We start from the raw sequence: 17,848 nt of genomic DNA, 5'->3' as shown, positions 1-17,848 counted from the left end.
AAAAAGAAAGAAAAATGAAGAATATACTATTAGTTAGTACCGTATTATTGACACTTATGTTTCTGAGCTGTAACGATGCCCCAAAATCCGAGCTTGGGCATAACGAAACGGAAGGCGTATCAAAAACCGAAGCACCTGGAGAAGATGCGCACGGAGAAGAGGGTCACGACGAAGAAGAAGGTGGCCACGAAGGGGAAGAAGGGGAAGAAGGTGTTGTTGAACTTACAAAACAACAGGCCGAAACCATCGGTCTGGAAACGAAACCTCTGGAGGAACGTAATTTAGGGAACAACATTAAGGTAACAGGAACACTCGAACTCTTCCCACAGGACAGGGCAAACATTAGTCCCTTTATTGGTGGAAATGTTAGCTCGATCAAGGTAGTACCGGGCAACATTGTGCGCAAGGGACAGGTGTTGGCCTATATAGAACACCCGGATATCATCGCCATGCAACAGGAATACCAGGAAAAGAATGACGAACTGGTATTTTTAAAGCAGGATTTTGAGCGCAAAAAGACCCTCTATGACAAAGGGGTTTCCTCTGGCAAGGAATTCCAAATGGCGCAATCCAAATTTCGTTCCACCACTTCCAGTGTAAACGGCCTAAAGTCCAAACTACGCTTGTTGGGACTGGACCCTTCCAAAGTGGCCGAAGGGGAGATCTATTCTGCCATCCCCATTATTACGCCCATTAGTGGCTATGTGGGCGAAGTAATGGTAAGCCTGGGCGATTATGTGGCCCCACAATCCAAAATGTTCTCGATAAGCGATAATTCGAAAATCTATGTCAATTTCAAAGTATATGAAAAGGACATCAAGCAGGTCAAGGAGGGACAACAGATTTATTTTTCAACAGCCTCAAAACCTAATGAATTGTTAAAGGCCACCGTGCGTTCCATAGGGCAGACGTTTGAGAGCGATCCGAAGGCCATAGAGGTATTGGCAGATATCGAGAATAAAGACAAGGACCTTTTGCCCGGAATGTATGTGGAGGGAAGAATTGTACAAGGAGAAAAATCAGGCTTTGCTGTTCCCGAGGAAGCTATTGTCCAGGAAGGTGAACAGTCTTATATCTTCATCATGGATGAGGATGAAGAACCTGTTGAAAATAAAATGAAATATAAACGCATCCCCGTGAGCACGGGGGTCAACGATCTGGGGTTTGTAGAAGTTAACCTGCCTGCAGGAACACCCGAAAATATCAAAATAGTAACAAATGGGGCCTATACTCTTTCTTCAGAAATGGTGAAAGGCGAATTGGAGCACGGACATTAATTCTCTAAAAATCAAGGATTTTGATTCCGAGTTTGTTTATCGACTTAATTTAGTTAGTTAAAAATTAAAGAACAGGCTCGGTTCAAAATCGATTAAAAATTTAAACATTTTAAAAATGAAAGAAATAAAAGCATTTGTTAAACCGAACAGGATACAAAGGGTCATCGAAGCCCTTAGCGATAAAGGTTTTAAAAGTATGACGCTTTCACAGGCGGAGGGTACTGGAGCATTCAAAGCAAAAGGCGCGAAGCCCTCATTGGATTTTCACGTAACCGATAGTCCGGTGGTAAAAGTGGAGCTGGTATGTCAAAATGAAGAAGCACAATCGGCAATCGATATTATTACGGAAAACGGTAAAACGCCCGACCCAGGGGACGGTATCATCTATTTATCGGATATTGAGGATGCCTTCCAGATCAAAACGGGGGAATCCTTAAAACGGTACGACCTCTGACCCATCGCACATGGAAAAAATCGTCAAAAAATTGGAGAGCAAGGGAATACGACCCACCCCGATGCGTCTGTTGACCTATAAAAAGTTACTGGAAAACGAGGTGGCCATCAGTTTGGGCGAATTGGAGAGTTTCTTCGAGAAGTCGGAAAGGAGTACCCTTTTCCGGACGATGAAAACATTTGAGGAAAAAGGCATCGTACATCAAATAGAGGACGGTACGGGCATTATGAAATATGCGCTCTGTGAGGAAGACTGTGAATGTGAGGTGGGCAACGACCTGCACCTGCATTTTCATTGCACCCGGTGCAACGAGACCGTTTGTTTGACCGACCGTAAAATCCCGCAGGTAAACCTGCCCCAAGGATATATGGCGGAGGATATCAACCTGGTCGTAACGGGAGTATGCAATAAATGCAATGGCAATTTGGAGTAACCTTTAAGGACAATAACATCAAAAGAATACGACGATGATAGCAATCTATAAAAAAGACCAAATCTTATATACCATCGCAGATCAAGAGCTGGATGCCGATGATGGGGCGACCTTGGTCAAGGCCCTGAATGAACATTTGAAAAGCAATGAACGGGCCGCTTGGTATATGGAAATGGAGCCTCCCAAAAAAGGAGTGAAGAAAAGCAGCGGTGAGAGGTTGGATATTTCCTTTCCCGAAGAAGCACGGCTTAAGAAAATAGCCTTGGTGGGCGAAAAAACATGGCAAGAACGGTTTACCGAATCGCTATTGCCGTTTAGTGAAGCCCACATAAAATATTTCGGACCTGAAGATGGAAACATGGCCAACAACTGGCTCGAACAAACAAGCAATAGCAATAGTAACTGAAACATGAATCTTTAAATCTAGAAAATTATGATGGACGATTGGTATTTTGGGGGAATGCACTGGATATGGTGGGGGTTATGGATAATCCTCATCTTCTGGATATTCCTGATTCCCTACCCCACACCGGGACAGAAAAACAGAAAGGACAGGGCAATGGAAGCCCTGAGGGAGCGGTACGCCCGCGGCGAAATCGACGAAGAGGAGTTTGAGAAACGCAAGACGTTCCTGTTAAAGGACAAAAAATAACAGTGTTTTGCTTTTGACCGAACGACCATAACACCGTTATCTATGCAAAGAAGAAAAATAGGGATATGGCTTTTGGCAGGCTTTGCCTTTGGGGTCTTTATACTGCAACCCTTGGGCCTATCCCTTTTTCTCTTTGACCGGTCGGGCGATTCCGGTCACTGGCCAAGCTATCTTGGCGAGGCTTTTGAAACCGTATGGGGTTTTACCGATGTTGACCAAGTCCTTAAAAACCTGTTGTTCGGAATATTGGGAAGCAGCCTTGCCTTGATGGTCTTTTTCAGAAAAAAGATTTTTCAACTGAACAGGAAACGGATGGATGGGCAAACCCTGCTGGAACTCATTAAAAAAGGCGAGAATGATTTGGTGGAGTTCAAATCAAGTCTGCGATGGGATTTACGTCAATCCAAAGTGAATAAACAGTTGGAATTTGTAATTATCAAGACCATAGCGGGTTTTATGAACACCAACGGTGGTAATTTGCTTATAGGAGTAGACGATAACGGCAACATCCTCGGTCTAAACCAGGATTTTGAAACCTTGAAAAAACCAGATAGAGATGGTTTTGAACAATACCTGATGCAGTTGATATCTCTAAAATTGGGCACCCATTTATGTACGGCTGTAAATGTATCTTTTTACAGATATGGAGAAAATGATGTGTGCTACATAGAAATAGACCCGGCCAAAACACCGGTCTATCTAAGTCAAGACGGGAGGTCACGGTTTTATATTAGAACCGGCAACGGAACGCGCGAACTCGATTTGCCCGAAGCCATCTTGCACTTAGGAAAAAAGAAGGCGCTTTATAATTAAGAAAAGCAAGTGTAAAGCCAATGGATATTTGCACATACAATCCACTAATAATAATATTAATTTTAAAAGATGTTACAGATTACAGACATAAAGAGCGAAAATGTGGTTACCACAAAGGCTAGCGGTAAACTCAACCAGTACGACTTTGAAAAAATACATCCGCTTATCCATAGTATTCTCGATAAGGGCTTAAAGGTTCGGTGGTATTGCGAAATGAACGATTTTCAAGGCTGGCATATAGATAGGCTATGGAAAGATTTCTCTAAAGATGTTGAGCACGAAAAGGAGTATGAAAAAATAGCATTGGTCGGCGAAAAAAAGTGGCGACAGTGGGCCACCCAATTTATGAAACCATTTTGCAATGCCGAAATTAAATATTTTGGTCCAGACCAAAAACAGGAAGCCAAAATATGGATTGAAAGTGACTGATGGTAGGTATTGGCTGGTTAATCAAAGAATAAACTAAAAGATATATTAATATGGGATTTTTAAAACATTTATTTCGAGGCTTTCAAAACGGAGGCCATCATTCCCGCGGACATCACAATAAGCGCGGTTATGGCTATAGGGAAGATAGTTCAGATGCAAAGGTTATGATTCGTTGCACGGCCTGTGGTGAGAAAAATGAAGAGAGCGCAGCCTTTTGTAAAAAGTGCGGTTCACCTTTAGGCAAGTTTAAGTGTAGCAACTGTAACGAGAGTGTGCCGGTCGAGGCAAAATTTTGCCCCAATTGTGGCACTGAAAGAAAATAATGATAGTGCAATACAGTAAAGAATTGAAGTTCAATAGTTGTATTAATAGCAGGCAGCTTTTATGATGCTTTTTTAAAGCAAAATGATTGATAGCATTAAAAGCAAAAGTAGAAGCTGCTTTTTTAAATTATACAATTAAAGATAGATATTATGAATGTTAAACACTTTATTTTAATAGTCTTGTTGGTTAGCTATTTTAATGGTAGTGCCCAAAAAATTTACAGGACCGAAGAAGGCCACGTTGAGATGATGGCAATGCTTGATAGTGTAACCTTTAAGGCAGAAAGTCACAAACTGGCATTATATCTCGACTATGATTCCAAAGTGGTCAGTGGTGTCCTTGACCTTAAAACGCTATCGACCAACAACCCTGAAATTAAAGCTATGCTGGCAGGGGAGGAAGACCCCTTAATGCTTCGGTTTACCGGTACGGTGCCTTCTGTTGATTTTTTGTCAAAACGGCACGACCCTATCGACTTTAATTGGCTGATAGATGTTACTTATCAAGGAAAAGCCTTTAAATCACAATTTAAAGCAACCATTACACATATTGAACAAGGTGTAAGTATGTCGTGTTTGATAAGTGCCAGAGGACAGGTTTTGGTGGCTGATACAGGCTTGGATTCCATCATAAAAGGTATAGATGATACCATAGAGGTGCAGTTTGCACAAATGGTTTTGAAAATGGACAACCAGTAATTTAATAAAAAAATATGGGAACTTGGAACGATAGGCTATATCATAAAATATTCAATAGTACGGTAATAATGATGGTAATCGTTACAGCCTCTTTGGGTATAGGAATGATGGGGTATCATTTTTTGTTGGGCTTAAGTTGGATAGATAGTTTTTTAAATGCCGCAATGATTCTTACGGGAATGGGACCATTAGACGAAGCAAATACCAATGCCGGCAAACTTTTTTCTGGGATTTATGCAATGTATTCTGGAATCGTCTTCCTTTCTGCCATTGCTATTTTCATCTATCCAATTATACAAAAAATAGGAAAGAAGTTTGAGCACCAGCATAAACAAGAATGAAAAGTATAAACGGAAATTACAAGCAAACAATTTTAAAACATAAAAATAAACAAACAAAATGCTCTTAAACAAACGGATATCCATCTGGTCCTTTCTTAAATACATTAAATATGACATTATATTTATTGTGTTTTATGCCATAACTATGGGTATTTTAGACCAATTCGGTTTTCTAAGTAAAATTTCGATACCTATAGCCGTTACAGGGGTTTTCGGGACTGCTGTGGCACTACTTTTAGGTTTCAGAACCAATCAAGCCTATGAACGCTGGTGGGAAGCCCGTATTATTTGGGGCGCCATTGTCAACGATTCTCGTACTTTGGTACGACAGAGCATAACCTTTTATGACCGACAGGATAGTCAGTATGAATTTAGGATTAAAGAAATAGTTTTACGACAAATTGTGTGGTGCTATGCACTGGGTGAGTCCTTAAGGAAAGTGGACTTTTCCCCTAAGGTAGCTGGCTATTTAAAAATTCAGGACATTAATGACCAAAATGTTCCCAATGCTATTCTATTAAAACATTCTGAAGCCTTATCAGAAGCCCGCAACGATAAGGCAATCAATAAATTCCAACAGGTACAAATTGACAGTACTGTTGCGCGTCTTTGCGATTCAATGGGCAAATGCGAAAGGATTAAAAACACGGTATTCCCCAAGGCACATAGCCTGTTGATCCACCTCATCATTTATGTTTTTGCCACAATGCTTCCGTTTGGTTTGTCCGATAATTACCTCTCTGTGGAAATTGGCCTTACCATCGCTATCCCTATCATCTTTATAGCCATTGAGAAAACATCAATTTTAATGCAGGATCCCTTTGAAAACAACCCAATGGACACACCAATGACCGATTTGGCCCAAACTATAGAAATTAATCTAAAGCAGATGACAGGTGATGAGGACATCCCACAGAAAAAGAAACCTGAAATGTTTTACATTCTATAATATGGATTTACAAACTGAAATAACGCTGATTCCCAGATTATTGGTTGCCTTGTTACTGGGCATCTTGATTGGGCTTGACCGTGAAATTCACGGTCACGATGCAGGTATAAGAACCTATGCTTCCGTTTGTTTGGGAGCTGCACTTTTAACCATCATCAATACACATACTGAGATGGCAGACCAAACCAGGATTGTCGCCAATATTGTCTCTGGTATTGGTTTTTTGGGAGCGGGTATCATTTTTAGGGACAGTTCAAAGAATACCATATCAGGGTTAACAACGGCCGCTACTATATGGGCCAGTGCTGGTGTTGGCATTGCCATAGGATATGGGATGTATTTAATTGGTATAACCAGTACACTATTGATTATACTATTGCTGGTTTCGCATCATTTTCCATTTTTTAAGGCTAAGTACGGTAAAGAAACAAGGGGTAACAATGAATAAACAAAGTGTAATTGAAATAAGAAAATTAGTGTGATGTGTAGAGCGTATCATTTGCACATACAACGCACTAATATTTTAAATAGATGAATATAAAGATATACAAATATGTTACAGATAATAAACTTGGAAAAAGAACATCTTATTGCCGCTAAAATCAGCGGAAAACTTACGGAAAAGGATATGGAAAAGATGCATCCGCTCATCCACAACATCATAGAAAAAGGCCATAAAGTGGACTTCTATTTTGGAATGGAAGATTTTGAAGGCTATACCCTTAAAGGCTTTTGGGAAGACCTAAAGATTGTTTCGGCACACTTGGGAGATTATGGCAAGATGGCCTTTGTGGGCAATAAAAAATGGCAGGAATGGGCCGCGAAGGCAACTGATTTTTTCATAAAGTCTGAAGTTAAATTTTTTGATATTAAAAATAAAGAGCAGGCAATGACCTGGGTCTCAACAAAAGGATGAAAAAGAAAAAACTACAGCTACGGGAGCTAAAAGGGAAACAGTCCACTGTAATTTCAGCAACCGAAAAAAAGCTCAAAACCTATTTACCGGCAATTTTCAGCTTTGTGATGCTCATAGTTGGTATTGCCATTGACTATTTCGATGCCTTTCCTTTCTTTAAGGGATGGGTCAGGATTGTGTGGTACACGGTGGCTTACATCCCTGTTGGCTTTCCCGTCATCAAGGAGGGATGGGAAAGTATTAAAAATGGCGATTTCTTTACAGAATTTTTCCTGATGTCCATCGCAACCTTGGGAGCATTTGCCATAGGCGAATATCCAGAGGGCGTTGCCGTGATGTTGTTCTATGCCGTGGGCGAACTGTTCCAAAATGCTGCCGTAAACCGTGCCAAAGGAAACATTAGGGCACTTCTGGATGCACGACCGGACGAGGCATTGGTCTATCGTAATGGGGACTTCGTTTCCGTCAATCCCGAAACGGTCAATATTGGCGAGAAGATACAGGTACGGGTGGGCGAAAAAATCCCATTGGATGGCAAACTGCTATCAAACAAAGCATCGCTCAATACAGCTGCCATTACTGGCGAAAGCAAACCCGACACCATAACACAGAACGAAAAAGTCTTTGCGGGAAGCATCAATCTCGACGGTGTCATCGAAGTAGAAACCACCAAGAAATTCAAGGACAGTTCCATCGCCCGTATTCTGGAGATGGTACAGAATGCCACGGCCCGGAAATCAAAGACCGAATTATTTATTAGGAAGTTTGCACGGATTTATACGCCCATCGTGGTTTTCCTTGCTATCGGACTCACTTTGTTACCATACTTTTTTGTCGATGAATATGTGTTTAGGGATTGGCTATACCGAGCTTTAATTTTCTTGGTGATTTCCTGCCCTTGTGCCTTGGTCATTTCCATTCCACTGGGCTATTTCGGCGGTCTGGGTGCGGCATCGCGCAACGGAATCCTGTTCAAAGGTGCATCCTTTCTCGATGCAATGACCAAAGTGAATACTGTGGTGATGGACAAAACCGGAACCGTTACCAAAGGGGTCTTTAAGATTAAGGAAGTGATAAATACATCCGCTTTTGCGGAAGTGGAATTTATGAAATACCTGATGGCGATGGAAGAACAATCTACCCACCCCATTGCAAAGGCAATTCTGGAATACAAAGCGGACGGTACTGATTTTAAGGCATCCGAAGTTTCTGAAGTTGCCGGTAAGGGATTAAAGGGCACAGTCAACCATAAGCAGGTCTTGGTCGGCAACAAAGCATTGATGACTTCCAATAGTGTTGATGTTCCACCTGAAACCGATGTGATAGTCGAATCTATAGTGATGGTCGCCATCGATGGAAAATTCGCAGGCTATGTGACCATTGCCGATGAACTTAAGGAAGACGCGCATCACACCATTCAACAGATTCGGGTGGCCGGAATAGCTAAAATCATAATGCTCTCTGGAGACAAGGATTCCATAACCCAACAAGTTGCCAAGGAACTGAATATTGATTGGGCCAAAGGCGGCTTGCTACCCGAAGATAAGCTCAACGAGGTCGAAAAGCTCAAGGAACAACCTGAATCCACGGTAGCATTTATGGGCGACGGCATCAACGATGCACCCGTGCTCGCAGCCAGTGATGTGGGTATTGCAATGGGTGGTTTGGGCAGCGATGTGGCCATAGAGACCGCAGACGTTATCATCCAGACCGACCAGCCGAGCAGGATGGCCCGAGGAATCCAAATTGGACGCTCAACACGCCGTATCGTATGGCAAAATATTGGTCTTGCTTTTGGGGTAAAAGGGATTTTTCTCATTTTGGGTGCCATCGGTTTGGCTACGATGTGGGAGGCTGTGTTTGCCGATGTAGGTGTTTCGTTCGTTGCCATTCTCAATGCAATACGTTTGCAAAAAATGAATTGGAAATAGCAAAAATGTTAACCTTTAACAAATTACAAGCCCAAAACTGGATTAAATCTTAATTAACGATAACAAAACCATTAATAATATGAAAGACAAGGAAAAACACAGCAAAGACGATGGCCACAACCACGACCACGGCGGCATCTTCGGCAAAAACACCGAACTCTATTTTGCTATTTTAAGCGGGGTCACACTAATTACGGGTTTCCTATTGGAGAAATTTACCGGGGTTTCAGAAAACATTCCTTTTTGGCTCTATATTGCGGCCTACTTTTTCGGTGGCTATTTTACCTTGAAGGAGGCCATCGTCAAGATTTCCAAGGGCGGATTTGAAATCGATTTCCTGATGCTGGTCGCAGCTGCAGGAGCCGCCTATTTGGGCGAATGGGCAGAAGGTGCCTTATTGCTGTTCTTGTTTAGTTTGGGTCACGCACTGGAAAACTATGCAATGGGCAAGGCCAAGAAATCCATTGCAGCATTAACAGACCTTGCGCCTAAAACCGCACTATTAAAGAAGGATGACGATACCGTTGAAGTCGGTATAGAAGAGTTACAGATAGGTGATACTATCGTGGTACGCCCCAACAGTAAAATATCTGCTGATGGTGTTATTGTAAAGGGCAATAGTAGTATAGACCAGTCACCCATTACCGGGGAAAGCGTTCCGGTGGACAAAACACCAATAGAAAATCCCGATAAGGAATATACAGCAAAAAGCGATATTCCCGACGAGAACCGTGTATTTTCAGGAACTATCAATGGCAACAATACCCTTGAAATAAAGGTAATCAAAGAGGCAAAAGATTCTACCCTCAACCGCTTGGTCACTATGGTTCAAGAGGCCCAGGACCAAAAATCGCCCACACAATTATTGACCGACAAGTTTGAGCGGTACTACGTGCCATCGGTAATCTTATTGGTCATACTATTGAATTTTGCTTTTCTGGTTATTGATGAAACGTGGAGCGAAAGTCTCTATCGTTCCTTGGCTGTACTTGTGGCTGCAAGTCCGTGCGCGCTCGCCATCTCTACACCTTCTGCGGTATTGAGTGGCGTTGCAAGGGCTGCGCGTGGCGGCGTTTTGATAAAAGGCGGTCGCCCCTTGGAAGACTTAGGGGTACTTACCGCTCTCGCTTTTGACAAAACGGGAACACTTACCGAAGGAAAACCAAAGCTTACCGACGTCGAAAGTTTTGGCAACATAGATAAAAAGGAACTGTTGGAAATCGCGATTGCGGTTGAGGAACTGAGCGACCATCCCCTGGCAAAAGCAGTTGTAAGGGATGGGATGGAGCGGCTTGGGAAGGACACCAAGATTCCGGATGCCGATGATTTGGAGGCCGTACAGGGCAAGGGCATAAAGGCAAACTATCAAGGGAATTCCATTTACATAGGCAATCTTGAGCTTTTTGAGGATATTGATAAAGGTGTTCCCAGCGATGTATCAGAAAAGGTAAGAGCACTTGAAGGGGAAGGAAAGACCACGATGCTAATAAAAAGGGGCGATGAATTTATAGGGATGCTCGGGCTGATGGACACCCCACGGGAAAAAGCCAAGGAAACCCTGGCCCAACTAAAGGAAATAGGCATCAAGAAAATGATAATGCTTACGGGCGACAACCAGAAAGTGGCCGACGCTGTAGCCGAGGAAATCGGGTTGACCGAAGCACGCGGAAGCCTGCTTCCCGAAGAAAAAGTGGAGGCCATCAAAAAACTTGCGGAACAGGAAAATAAACTGGCAATGGTGGGCGATGGTGTTAATGATGCACCTGCTATGGCAAACAGTACCGTTGGTATTGCAATGGGTGCAGCGGGAAGCGACGTGGCTTTAGAGACAGCAGATATAGCGCTGATGGCCGATAAACTGGAAACCCTACCCTTTGCCATTGGTTTGAGCAGAAAAGCAAAAGCTATTATCAGGCAAAACTTATGGGTAAGTTTGGGGGTTGTAGCCTTTTTAATCCCTGCGACCATAATGAGCTGGGCAAGTATCGGCATAGCCGTGGCGGTTCACGAAGGCTCTACGTTGGTAGTGGTGGTCAATGCATTGAGCTTGCTCGCCTATAGGAAATAAATGTAATAAAGGAGATTGCTTTTGAATCAAGCTTAAAATGACCAAAACGGAAAAAATATTGTCAAATCACGGTATTCGCCCTACTCAAATGAGGTCCAAGATATACAGGTATCTGAGGAGGAAGCAAAGTGCCGTGTCCTTTTCCGATTTAAAAAAGGTCTTTGCCGAAAAGAGCGAAACCAATAAAACAGCAAACAGAACGACCTTTTATCGCAACCTTAAGATTTTTGAGGATAAAGGACTAATTCATCAGATTAATGATGGTACGGGCGTAGCAAAATTTGCGATTTCTGATGAAAATACAAAAAGTAAATACGGTACGGATTTACATCTGCATTTTCATTGTACCGAATGTAAGAAAACAATCTGTTTGCCAAATAAAATACCGGAAGAAAATTTACCAAGTGATTATAAAATAAACGATGTCAACTTGGTATTAAAAGGGATATGCGTGAAATGTAAGGAAAAATAACAGGTGGGAGTTCCAGAACTTTGAACCCTTGCGCCTAAGAGTCAAGTTCAAGGTTCTTCCACCTTATTTAACCAAAAAAAATACAACTATAGAAAAATATGATATAACAATTATTGGTTTGTGTTTTGGCGATAATGGAATTCAGGGCAGCGGCAGAGGATATCGCACGGATGCCGCATGGGCATCCCACATTTTCAGAAACCTTTAAGGAAGCCTTTCTGGCCGCTACCGAAGATAGGGCATTGCATATATAAATATTGGGGCAAGTAATACCATATAAAATATAAGATGATGAAGAAAATTCAGAAGCTAACCCAAGAAATCAACGAATTGACAGTAAGGATAGAACAAGAATATCCCGAACTCTATCGGTATTTGGATGAGAATCCCATAACGATTTCCGTAGATGATGAAGCAAAACCGACTTATAATTCGTTCGTCGATTATTTGGAAAGCTTAAAATCGATTTTGGAAAAATATATGGAATCCCACAAATAAGTAAAGATTTAAAACACCAACCGTAGAATTTAATACAGATTATTTAAATGTCCGATATAAATAAAAGCACTTTTAAGGTAAGTCAAATGGATTGCCCTTCCGAAGAACAGATGATAAGGATGAAACTGGAGTCAAACCCTCAAATCAAATATTTGGACTTTGACATTCCGAATAGAAGGTTGGAAGTGTACCATCAGGGGAATGCCCAAGAAGTAAACAAGGCACTGGGCGAATTGAAGCTGGGAGAAAAACTCTTGGGAACGGAGAAGGCGGAAACACCTATTTCCGAGGACGAGACCAAACAAAAGAAGATACTCTGGTGGGTCTTGTACATCAATTTTGGGTTTTTCGTTATCGAAATGACCACGGGTTGGATTTCTTCCTCGATGGGTCTAATTGCCGATTCACTGGATATGCTGGCCGATTCCATTGTGTACGCATTGAGCCTTTTTGCCGTAGGCGGCGCTATTTCTAGAAAAAAGAAAGTGGCGAAGTTCAGTGGCTATTTTCAGATGGCGTTGGCCCTTCTGGGATTTTCGGAAGTCGTGAGAAGGTTTTTGAGTAGTAGCGAAACCCCTTTGTTCCAATGGATGATTATCGTTTCCATTTTCGCCCTTATCGGCAACCTCGTTTCCCTATGGTTGATAAACAAGGCCAAAAGCAAGGAAGCGCATATGCAGGCAAGTGCCATCTTTACCTCAAACGACATTATTGTGAACGGCGGGGTAATACTGGCAGGGGTGCTGGTTTATTTTTTGGACAGTAAATGGCCCGATTTGGTCATAGGCGGTATTGTATTTGCCTTTGTGATGCGAGGAGCCATTAGAATTTTAAAATTGTCCAAATAACGTATTGGGAAGAAAAGAAATAGCAAAAGAAAGATTTTGGAAAGGAATCCAAATGCCATATCCCGAATAGGACTCAAAACTACCCTCGTAGGTATTTTGATCAGTGCATTATTGGCATTGATTAAAGGTTTGGGCGGGGTGTTCGGGCATTCTTATGCCCTTATTGCCGATGCGATCGAATCCGGGGCGGACGTGCTGACATCCGCACTATTGTGGGCCGGGTTGAGATGGTCGTCAAGGCCGCCGGATGAAAACCATCCCTACGGACACGGTAAGATAGAGGCCCTGGTGGCGGTTGGTATTGCCATAGCCTTAACCATTGCAGGCGGTATAATCATAAGGGACAGCATCGACCATATTCTGGTACCTCACAAAACTCCCGCACCCTTCACGCTCTTTATATTGGTATTTGTTGTCCTCACGAAAGAGGCGTTGTATCGCTATGTCATGAAAACAGGTGATGAAATCAATAGTTCGGCCGTCAAGGCCGATGCATTGCACCATAGGAGCGATGCCATTACGTCGATAGCCGCTTTTATAGGTATTTCCATAGCATTGATCGGTGGCGAAGGGTTTGAGATAGCGGATGATTTCGCGGCACTCATTGCAGCGGGCATTATTCTGTTCAATGCCTATAAAATAGCTAGATCATCGGTAAGGGAGTTGCTGGACGAAGCTGTTGAGCCCGAATTTCGAAATGAGGTTATCCGACTGGCCGAAGCCGTTCCTGAAGTGGTAAGGGTAGAGCGCTGCCATTCCCGAAAGATGGGAACGGCCTTTCATATCGATATGCATATTTGGATCGATGGGGAATTAACTGTGACCGAGGGCCACTCGATCGCCCACAAAGTGAAGGAGCGATTGTTCAGGTCATATTCCGAGATACTTGACGTGCACATCCATATCGAACCTAGCAAAGAGAGAAATGTTAAAATGACAGAATTATGAACATATGGCCATGGGTACTCGTTTTGGGCCTAGCGGCCTGGGCAGCACACTGGGGGGCGGATCGATTGTTGACTCCTTTAAAGTTGCTCCGCAAGCAATGGGGGCTTACCGCATCCGCTGGAGCCGCTTTTCTTGCCCTTGTAACGGCCAGTCCTGAAGTTGCCATCAATATAACCAGTGCGGCACGGGACGTTTCCGATATTGGCCTGGGCAACTTATTGGGTTCCAATATTATTTCCATTCCCTTGATGGTGACCATAGCTTATTTTGCTTCCAGGAAACAATTCAAGAACAACAAGGAACATCAAGAACATCTTGATAAAAACATTCTGGCGTTGAACAAACGTTCGGTTTCCGTACTGTCCCTTCCTTATCTGGGCATTATCGCCCTTGTGGCCATTTTAACTCTGCCAAAGCCCTGGCGTGGCCTGCAACATGTGGACGGGTGGATTATGCTGGCGGCCTATGCTGCGTTCTTGACCCACGCAATCATAAAAGGCAAGGAAAAGGGCAAAAAAGTAGAATGGAACAAAAAACAGGTCTGGTTATCGATTGCCGGGGCCTTTGCGATAGCAGTTGGCGCTTTTTTCATAGTAAAGGCGACCGAAAATATTGTTTCTGCCCTAAATATTTCTGAAATCGTGGGAGGCCTTTTCATCACGGGCATAATGACCACGGCACCGGAAATATTCAAGACCTGGAGCGTGGTAAAAGGGGGCGAGGTGACAGCGGGCACCACCAGTGTTATTGCAGACAATGCCGTAACGATGACGGTGGCATTTTTTCCGCTGGCTTTGGTAACCACCCCCATTGAGGACTTTGAACTGTTCTGGGTCAACATGGCCTTTGTCGGGCTTATGCCGCTGCTTTACACACTATTTGTGCACCAAAGCAAGGAACTGCACGGTTTCTCTCGTTGGCAGATTTTTGTATTTGATGCGGCATATATAGTTTATTTATTGGTCATGGTTTTTTACGTGTTGAAACTTTTTTGATAGATGAAAGACGAACTTTTTAAAGATTGCTCGATGAGGCTCAATATGCTGGATGAAAACATCCACAAATTGGCCGTAAAGTATGCTGAAGAATACTATACGACAAACCAATGCTCCAAGGAGGAAGCCCTTGAACGCGGCATTGTAAAAGCAGAGATGGAAGGGCGAAAGCTCTAAAAAAAGTATACAATATGGACTGGACATTTGAAGATTTCAAAACAAAACTTGATGGCCTACAGCCGTCAGTTCGGAAGAAGGCCCTCAAAATTGCACAAGAATTGGTAAAGGAGAATGGGTATTCTCGTGAGAAGGCCATTACGGAGGGAATCAAACGTGCAGAAGAATGGTTTTATGACCTTAGGGGATAGCATTGGTGCGTTGATTTTAGTAAAGCACAGTATAATATGTCACGGGAAAGGAGAAAGCGGAGACTAGAGGAAAAAAAGGGGAATTCAATAAACAGGAAAGTAAGAACCAGAAAGGAGAAAGAGTATTGCCTGTTGGTTTTTGTGGCAATGTTCCTTGCGGTGCTGACAATTGCCTTTCTAGATGCAATTCTATATGGTTTTTACCTACTTTTCAATTGAATAATTAAACCTAAAAAGAAAGATTAATGGAGTCAAATCAATAAAAACAAAATGATATGAAAGATGACGGAATTTTAATACCTGTAGATTTTACACAGGTTTCAAAAAATGCGGTGAGCTACGCAATTGGGCTAGCACAAAAATTGAAATCAAAACTGGTTTTTGTCCACGCCTATTCAGTGGCATATCCATCCGGTACGCCCATCGGGATGGCAACTATGGCACACAATGTAACAGATACCACAGCATCACAAGAAAAAATCAATAAAGAAAAATTGGATAAGTTTCTAAGAGGCTTTCCTGAACTGGACAAGTTGGAATTTCAAGCAATGGTCGGTTTCGGGGCAACGGTCGATGTGATTTCTAGCCTGGCTAAGGAAAAGAATACCAGTCTTGTCGTTATGGGTACCAAGGGTACGGCTTCGGGATTTGATGAAATTTTTATTGGAACCGTTACCGAAAAGGTGACACAAAAGGCACCTTGTCCTGTACTGGCCGTACCTGAAGATGCCAGCTATACTGCGTATAGGCGTATCGGGGTCGCAGTGGATACGGATAGTACGGATAATAAAATAGATTTTGAAATGTTGTCCAGATTATTGGAAAACTATAGTGCACAGTTGCACTTTGTACATATAGCGGACAAACAGGAAAGGGTGCTGGAGAAAGCATTTATTCGTGAAAGATTTGGCAAACTTCTTGTACCTAAGCAATGGTTCTTTACAGTTATCCAGGAAGACAAACCCGAAGAGGGTATCGATGAATTTTTGACTGAAACCCCAATAGACCTATTGGTTTTGCTTTACAGGGAACACGGATTTTTTGAGGCACTTTTCAAAAAGGGGCTAAGAAAAAAAATGCTGTATGCCTCCAAGGCCCCATTGCTGATAGTTAAGTAGCTTTTCTACCTATGTGATACTCTAGTAAATATTAGGTATAGCTTACTATGCGAAATTATCGTGCTCATTCTCGGCGCAGGTGGACTTGCAACGATGTGGGAAGCGGTATTTGCCGATGTGGGGGTAGCATTATTGGCAATATTCAATGCGGTTCGATTGCAAAAGATGAAGTGGGCATAAGCCCATAGTAAATATCGAAATATAAATTTTCATTCTGGCCAACCGATAATTTCCCACAGTACGGGGTTTGCATAATTAAATCAACAAAGCCTTTAAGATTTAACCACTTCTTTATTGAAGAATTTTATATCTATATTTAGACTTATCTAAAAATATAATTATATTAGCATAAATATTATTATAGTAATGTCTAAAATCTTTCATTTTTTTATTGGCCTGTCCTTAATCGCTCTATTTGGCTGTGAAAATTTGGGTCCGGAAGAACCTATGGAATTCGAGCTGTTGGATGGGCCGTTGGACGGATTGACCATAAGTGAGCAACAGCGTTTTTTAGCCGGGGATATTGCTTTTAACGATGATGTTTTTACCGTTGAAAAAGGCCTTGGCCCCTTGTTTGTTGGCACCAGCTGTGCAAGTTGCCATTCAGGGGATGGCAAGGGTCATCCTTTCAATCAACTTATCAGGTTTGGTAACAATGACTTGAACTTACCCTCGATGTTATCTTTTGGTGATGGCAGGAACCAAATTCAAAATAAAGCCATCCCGGGTTTTGAACCGGAGAGCGTGCCAGACGGCTTCCCATTTTCAGTTTTGGTCGCTCCGGCGGTAACAGGATTGGGTTTGTTGGATGCTGTCCCTGATGCGGATATTTTGGCTCTCGCAGACCCTTCTGATGCAAATCAGGACGGTATTAGTGGAAGACCTCACTACAATATTCCTCCTGAATTCACCAAGATTCGGAATAATAGTGTTCCCCAGGGAAACAATTATATCTTCAGGTTTGGAAAGAAAGCGGGTAGTTATGATTTGTTGCACCAAAGCGTCAGCGCATATAACCAGGACATAGGGATTACATCCCTTTATGACCCCATTGACCCGTTCAGTGGACTTGAAGAGGATCCTGAAATTAGTACCCAAACCTTGAACGATGTCGTTTTCTACCTTAAAACCTTATTGACTTAGGCATTTAACCACTAATATTTTTGATATAGCATGGCGGGGTATTTACCATCCTGAGCATCAGGTTGTCGAATATGCCCTCCTTCATGAAGCTGCGGTTGAACCTGTAGCAATATTCGTCGAGATAGTCCTGTAGGTCCCCCACGTGGTGGTGCATCCCCCTAAGCCATGCCTTG

At 42.6% G+C, this 17,848-nt stretch carries 25 protein-coding genes and 1 pseudogene; 25 read left to right on the top strand and 1 reads right to left on the bottom strand.

All coding sequences use genetic code 11. The features are described from left to right. The first annotated feature begins 14 nt into the window (after positions 1-14). The 25 genes from BFP75_RS00255 (at position 15) to BFP75_RS00145 (ending at position 17,675) form a co-directional block, all read left to right on the top strand. Positions 15-1,277, top strand: coding sequence for an efflux RND transporter periplasmic adaptor subunit (locus tag BFP75_RS00255; RefSeq protein WP_036383460.1), 1,263 nt, complete (start codon positions 15-17; stop codon positions 1,275-1,277). 115 nt (positions 1,278-1,392) lie between these two features. Next, the gene (locus BFP75_RS00250) at positions 1,393-1,731 is read left to right on the top strand and encodes a P-II family nitrogen regulator (RefSeq protein ID WP_036383461.1); all 339 of its coding nucleotides are present in this window, start codon (positions 1,393-1,395) and stop codon (positions 1,729-1,731) included. A gap of 10 nt (positions 1,732-1,741) precedes the next feature. Next, positions 1,742-2,164, top strand: a complete 423-nt coding sequence (locus tag BFP75_RS00245; RefSeq protein ID WP_036383462.1) for a Fur family transcriptional regulator — start codon at positions 1,742-1,744, stop codon at positions 2,162-2,164. Positions 2,165-2,198: 34 nt separating this feature from the next. Next, complete coding sequence (locus BFP75_RS00240; RefSeq protein WP_099542505.1) at positions 2,199-2,570, top strand: STAS/SEC14 domain-containing protein; 372 nt, start codon at positions 2,199-2,201, stop codon at positions 2,568-2,570. 27 nt (positions 2,571-2,597) lie between these two features. Further along, positions 2,598-2,816: an SHOCT domain-containing protein gene (locus BFP75_RS00235; RefSeq protein ID WP_036383466.1), complete on the top strand. Its 219-nt coding sequence runs from the start codon at positions 2,598-2,600 to the stop codon at positions 2,814-2,816. Positions 2,817-2,858: 42 nt separating this feature from the next. After that, a complete protein-coding gene (locus BFP75_RS00230; RefSeq protein WP_099542502.1) occupies positions 2,859-3,629 on the top strand; it encodes a helix-turn-helix domain-containing protein in 771 nt (256 codons plus the stop codon). 69 nt (positions 3,630-3,698) lie between these two features. Beyond that, complete coding sequence (locus BFP75_RS00225; RefSeq protein ID WP_099542499.1) at positions 3,699-4,058, top strand: STAS/SEC14 domain-containing protein; 360 nt, start codon at positions 3,699-3,701, stop codon at positions 4,056-4,058. Between the two features lie 50 nt (positions 4,059-4,108). Next, positions 4,109-4,381, top strand: coding sequence for a zinc ribbon domain-containing protein (locus BFP75_RS22660; protein WP_099542497.1), 273 nt, complete (start codon positions 4,109-4,111; stop codon positions 4,379-4,381). Between the two features lie 150 nt (positions 4,382-4,531). Next, positions 4,532-5,080 carry a hypothetical protein gene (locus BFP75_RS00215; protein ID WP_099542494.1) on the top strand — a complete coding sequence of 183 codons (549 nt, stop codon included), beginning with the start codon at positions 4,532-4,534 and terminating at the stop codon, positions 5,078-5,080. Between the two features lie 14 nt (positions 5,081-5,094). Next, positions 5,095-5,421, top strand: coding sequence for a hypothetical protein (locus BFP75_RS00210; protein WP_027392783.1), 327 nt, complete (start codon positions 5,095-5,097; stop codon positions 5,419-5,421). Positions 5,422-5,479: 58 nt separating this feature from the next. After that, positions 5,480-6,370, top strand: coding sequence for a bestrophin family protein (locus BFP75_RS00205; RefSeq protein ID WP_099542492.1), 891 nt, complete (start codon positions 5,480-5,482; stop codon positions 6,368-6,370). A gap of 1 nt (position 6,371) precedes the next feature. Further along, the gene (locus BFP75_RS00200) at positions 6,372-6,818 is read left to right on the top strand and encodes an MgtC/SapB family protein (protein WP_027392785.1); all 447 of its coding nucleotides are present in this window, start codon (positions 6,372-6,374) and stop codon (positions 6,816-6,818) included. A gap of 105 nt (positions 6,819-6,923) precedes the next feature. Further along, complete coding sequence (locus BFP75_RS00195) at positions 6,924-7,286, top strand: STAS/SEC14 domain-containing protein (protein WP_099542489.1); 363 nt, start codon at positions 6,924-6,926, stop codon at positions 7,284-7,286. Beyond that, a complete protein-coding gene (locus tag BFP75_RS00190; protein ID WP_099542487.1) occupies positions 7,283-9,217 on the top strand; it encodes a heavy metal translocating P-type ATPase in 1,935 nt (644 codons plus the stop codon). The genes BFP75_RS00195 and BFP75_RS00190 overlap by 4 nt, the downstream gene beginning before the upstream one ends. Positions 9,218-9,296: 79 nt before the next feature. Next, a complete protein-coding gene (locus tag BFP75_RS00185) occupies positions 9,297-11,285 on the top strand; it encodes a heavy metal translocating P-type ATPase (RefSeq protein WP_099542484.1) in 1,989 nt (662 codons plus the stop codon). A 37-nt stretch (positions 11,286-11,322) separates the two neighbouring features. Beyond that, positions 11,323-11,757, top strand: coding sequence for a Fur family transcriptional regulator (locus BFP75_RS00180; protein ID WP_094998949.1), 435 nt, complete (start codon positions 11,323-11,325; stop codon positions 11,755-11,757). A 125-nt stretch (positions 11,758-11,882) separates the two neighbouring features. Continuing rightward, a complete protein-coding gene (locus BFP75_RS22525) occupies positions 11,883-12,011 on the top strand; it encodes a hypothetical protein (RefSeq protein WP_262497584.1) in 129 nt (42 codons plus the stop codon). 37 nt (positions 12,012-12,048) lie between these two features. Then, a complete protein-coding gene (locus BFP75_RS00175; protein ID WP_094998948.1) occupies positions 12,049-12,255 on the top strand; it encodes a hypothetical protein in 207 nt (68 codons plus the stop codon). A 47-nt stretch (positions 12,256-12,302) separates the two neighbouring features. Continuing rightward, positions 12,303-13,103, top strand: a complete 801-nt coding sequence (locus BFP75_RS00170; RefSeq protein WP_094998947.1) for a cation transporter — start codon at positions 12,303-12,305, stop codon at positions 13,101-13,103. A 36-nt stretch (positions 13,104-13,139) separates the two neighbouring features. After that, positions 13,140-14,051 carry a cation diffusion facilitator family transporter gene (locus BFP75_RS00165; RefSeq protein WP_099542481.1) on the top strand — a complete coding sequence of 304 codons (912 nt, stop codon included), beginning with the start codon at positions 13,140-13,142 and terminating at the stop codon, positions 14,049-14,051. Beyond that, positions 14,048-15,046 (top strand): sodium:calcium antiporter, encoded by a 999-nt coding sequence (locus tag BFP75_RS00160; protein WP_094998946.1) that lies wholly within the window; start codon positions 14,048-14,050, stop codon positions 15,044-15,046. Before BFP75_RS00165 ends, BFP75_RS00160 begins: the two co-directional genes overlap by 4 nt. Positions 15,047-15,079: 33 nt before the next feature. Beyond that, positions 15,080-15,223: a hypothetical protein gene (locus BFP75_RS21620; protein WP_165357338.1), complete on the top strand. Its 144-nt coding sequence runs from the start codon at positions 15,080-15,082 to the stop codon at positions 15,221-15,223. Positions 15,224-15,237: 14 nt separating this feature from the next. Continuing rightward, positions 15,238-15,414: a hypothetical protein gene (locus BFP75_RS21615; protein ID WP_162987829.1), complete on the top strand. Its 177-nt coding sequence runs from the start codon at positions 15,238-15,240 to the stop codon at positions 15,412-15,414. Between the two features lie 275 nt (positions 15,415-15,689). Beyond that, on the top strand, positions 15,690-16,532 hold the full coding sequence (locus BFP75_RS00150; RefSeq protein ID WP_099542476.1) for a universal stress protein: 843 nt from the start codon (positions 15,690-15,692) through the stop codon (positions 16,530-16,532). A gap of 366 nt (positions 16,533-16,898) precedes the next feature. Beyond that, positions 16,899-17,675 (top strand): di-heme oxidoredictase family protein, encoded by a 777-nt coding sequence (locus tag BFP75_RS00145; protein WP_099542474.1) that lies wholly within the window; start codon positions 16,899-16,901, stop codon positions 17,673-17,675. A gap of 4 nt (positions 17,676-17,679) precedes the next feature. On the opposite strand, the pseudogene BFP75_RS00140 reads toward BFP75_RS00145, so the two are convergent. Beyond that, positions 17,680-17,848: pseudogene (locus BFP75_RS00140) on the bottom strand (IS1595 family transposase); the annotation flags it as partial.

Origin of the sequence: Maribacter sp. 4G9, from assembly GCF_002742265.1 — a bacterium.
GTDB lineage: Bacteria > Bacteroidota > Bacteroidia > Flavobacteriales > Flavobacteriaceae > Maribacter.
The sequence above is the reverse complement of the archived record's forward strand: the minus strand, read 5'-3'. Positions and strand labels throughout refer to the sequence as shown.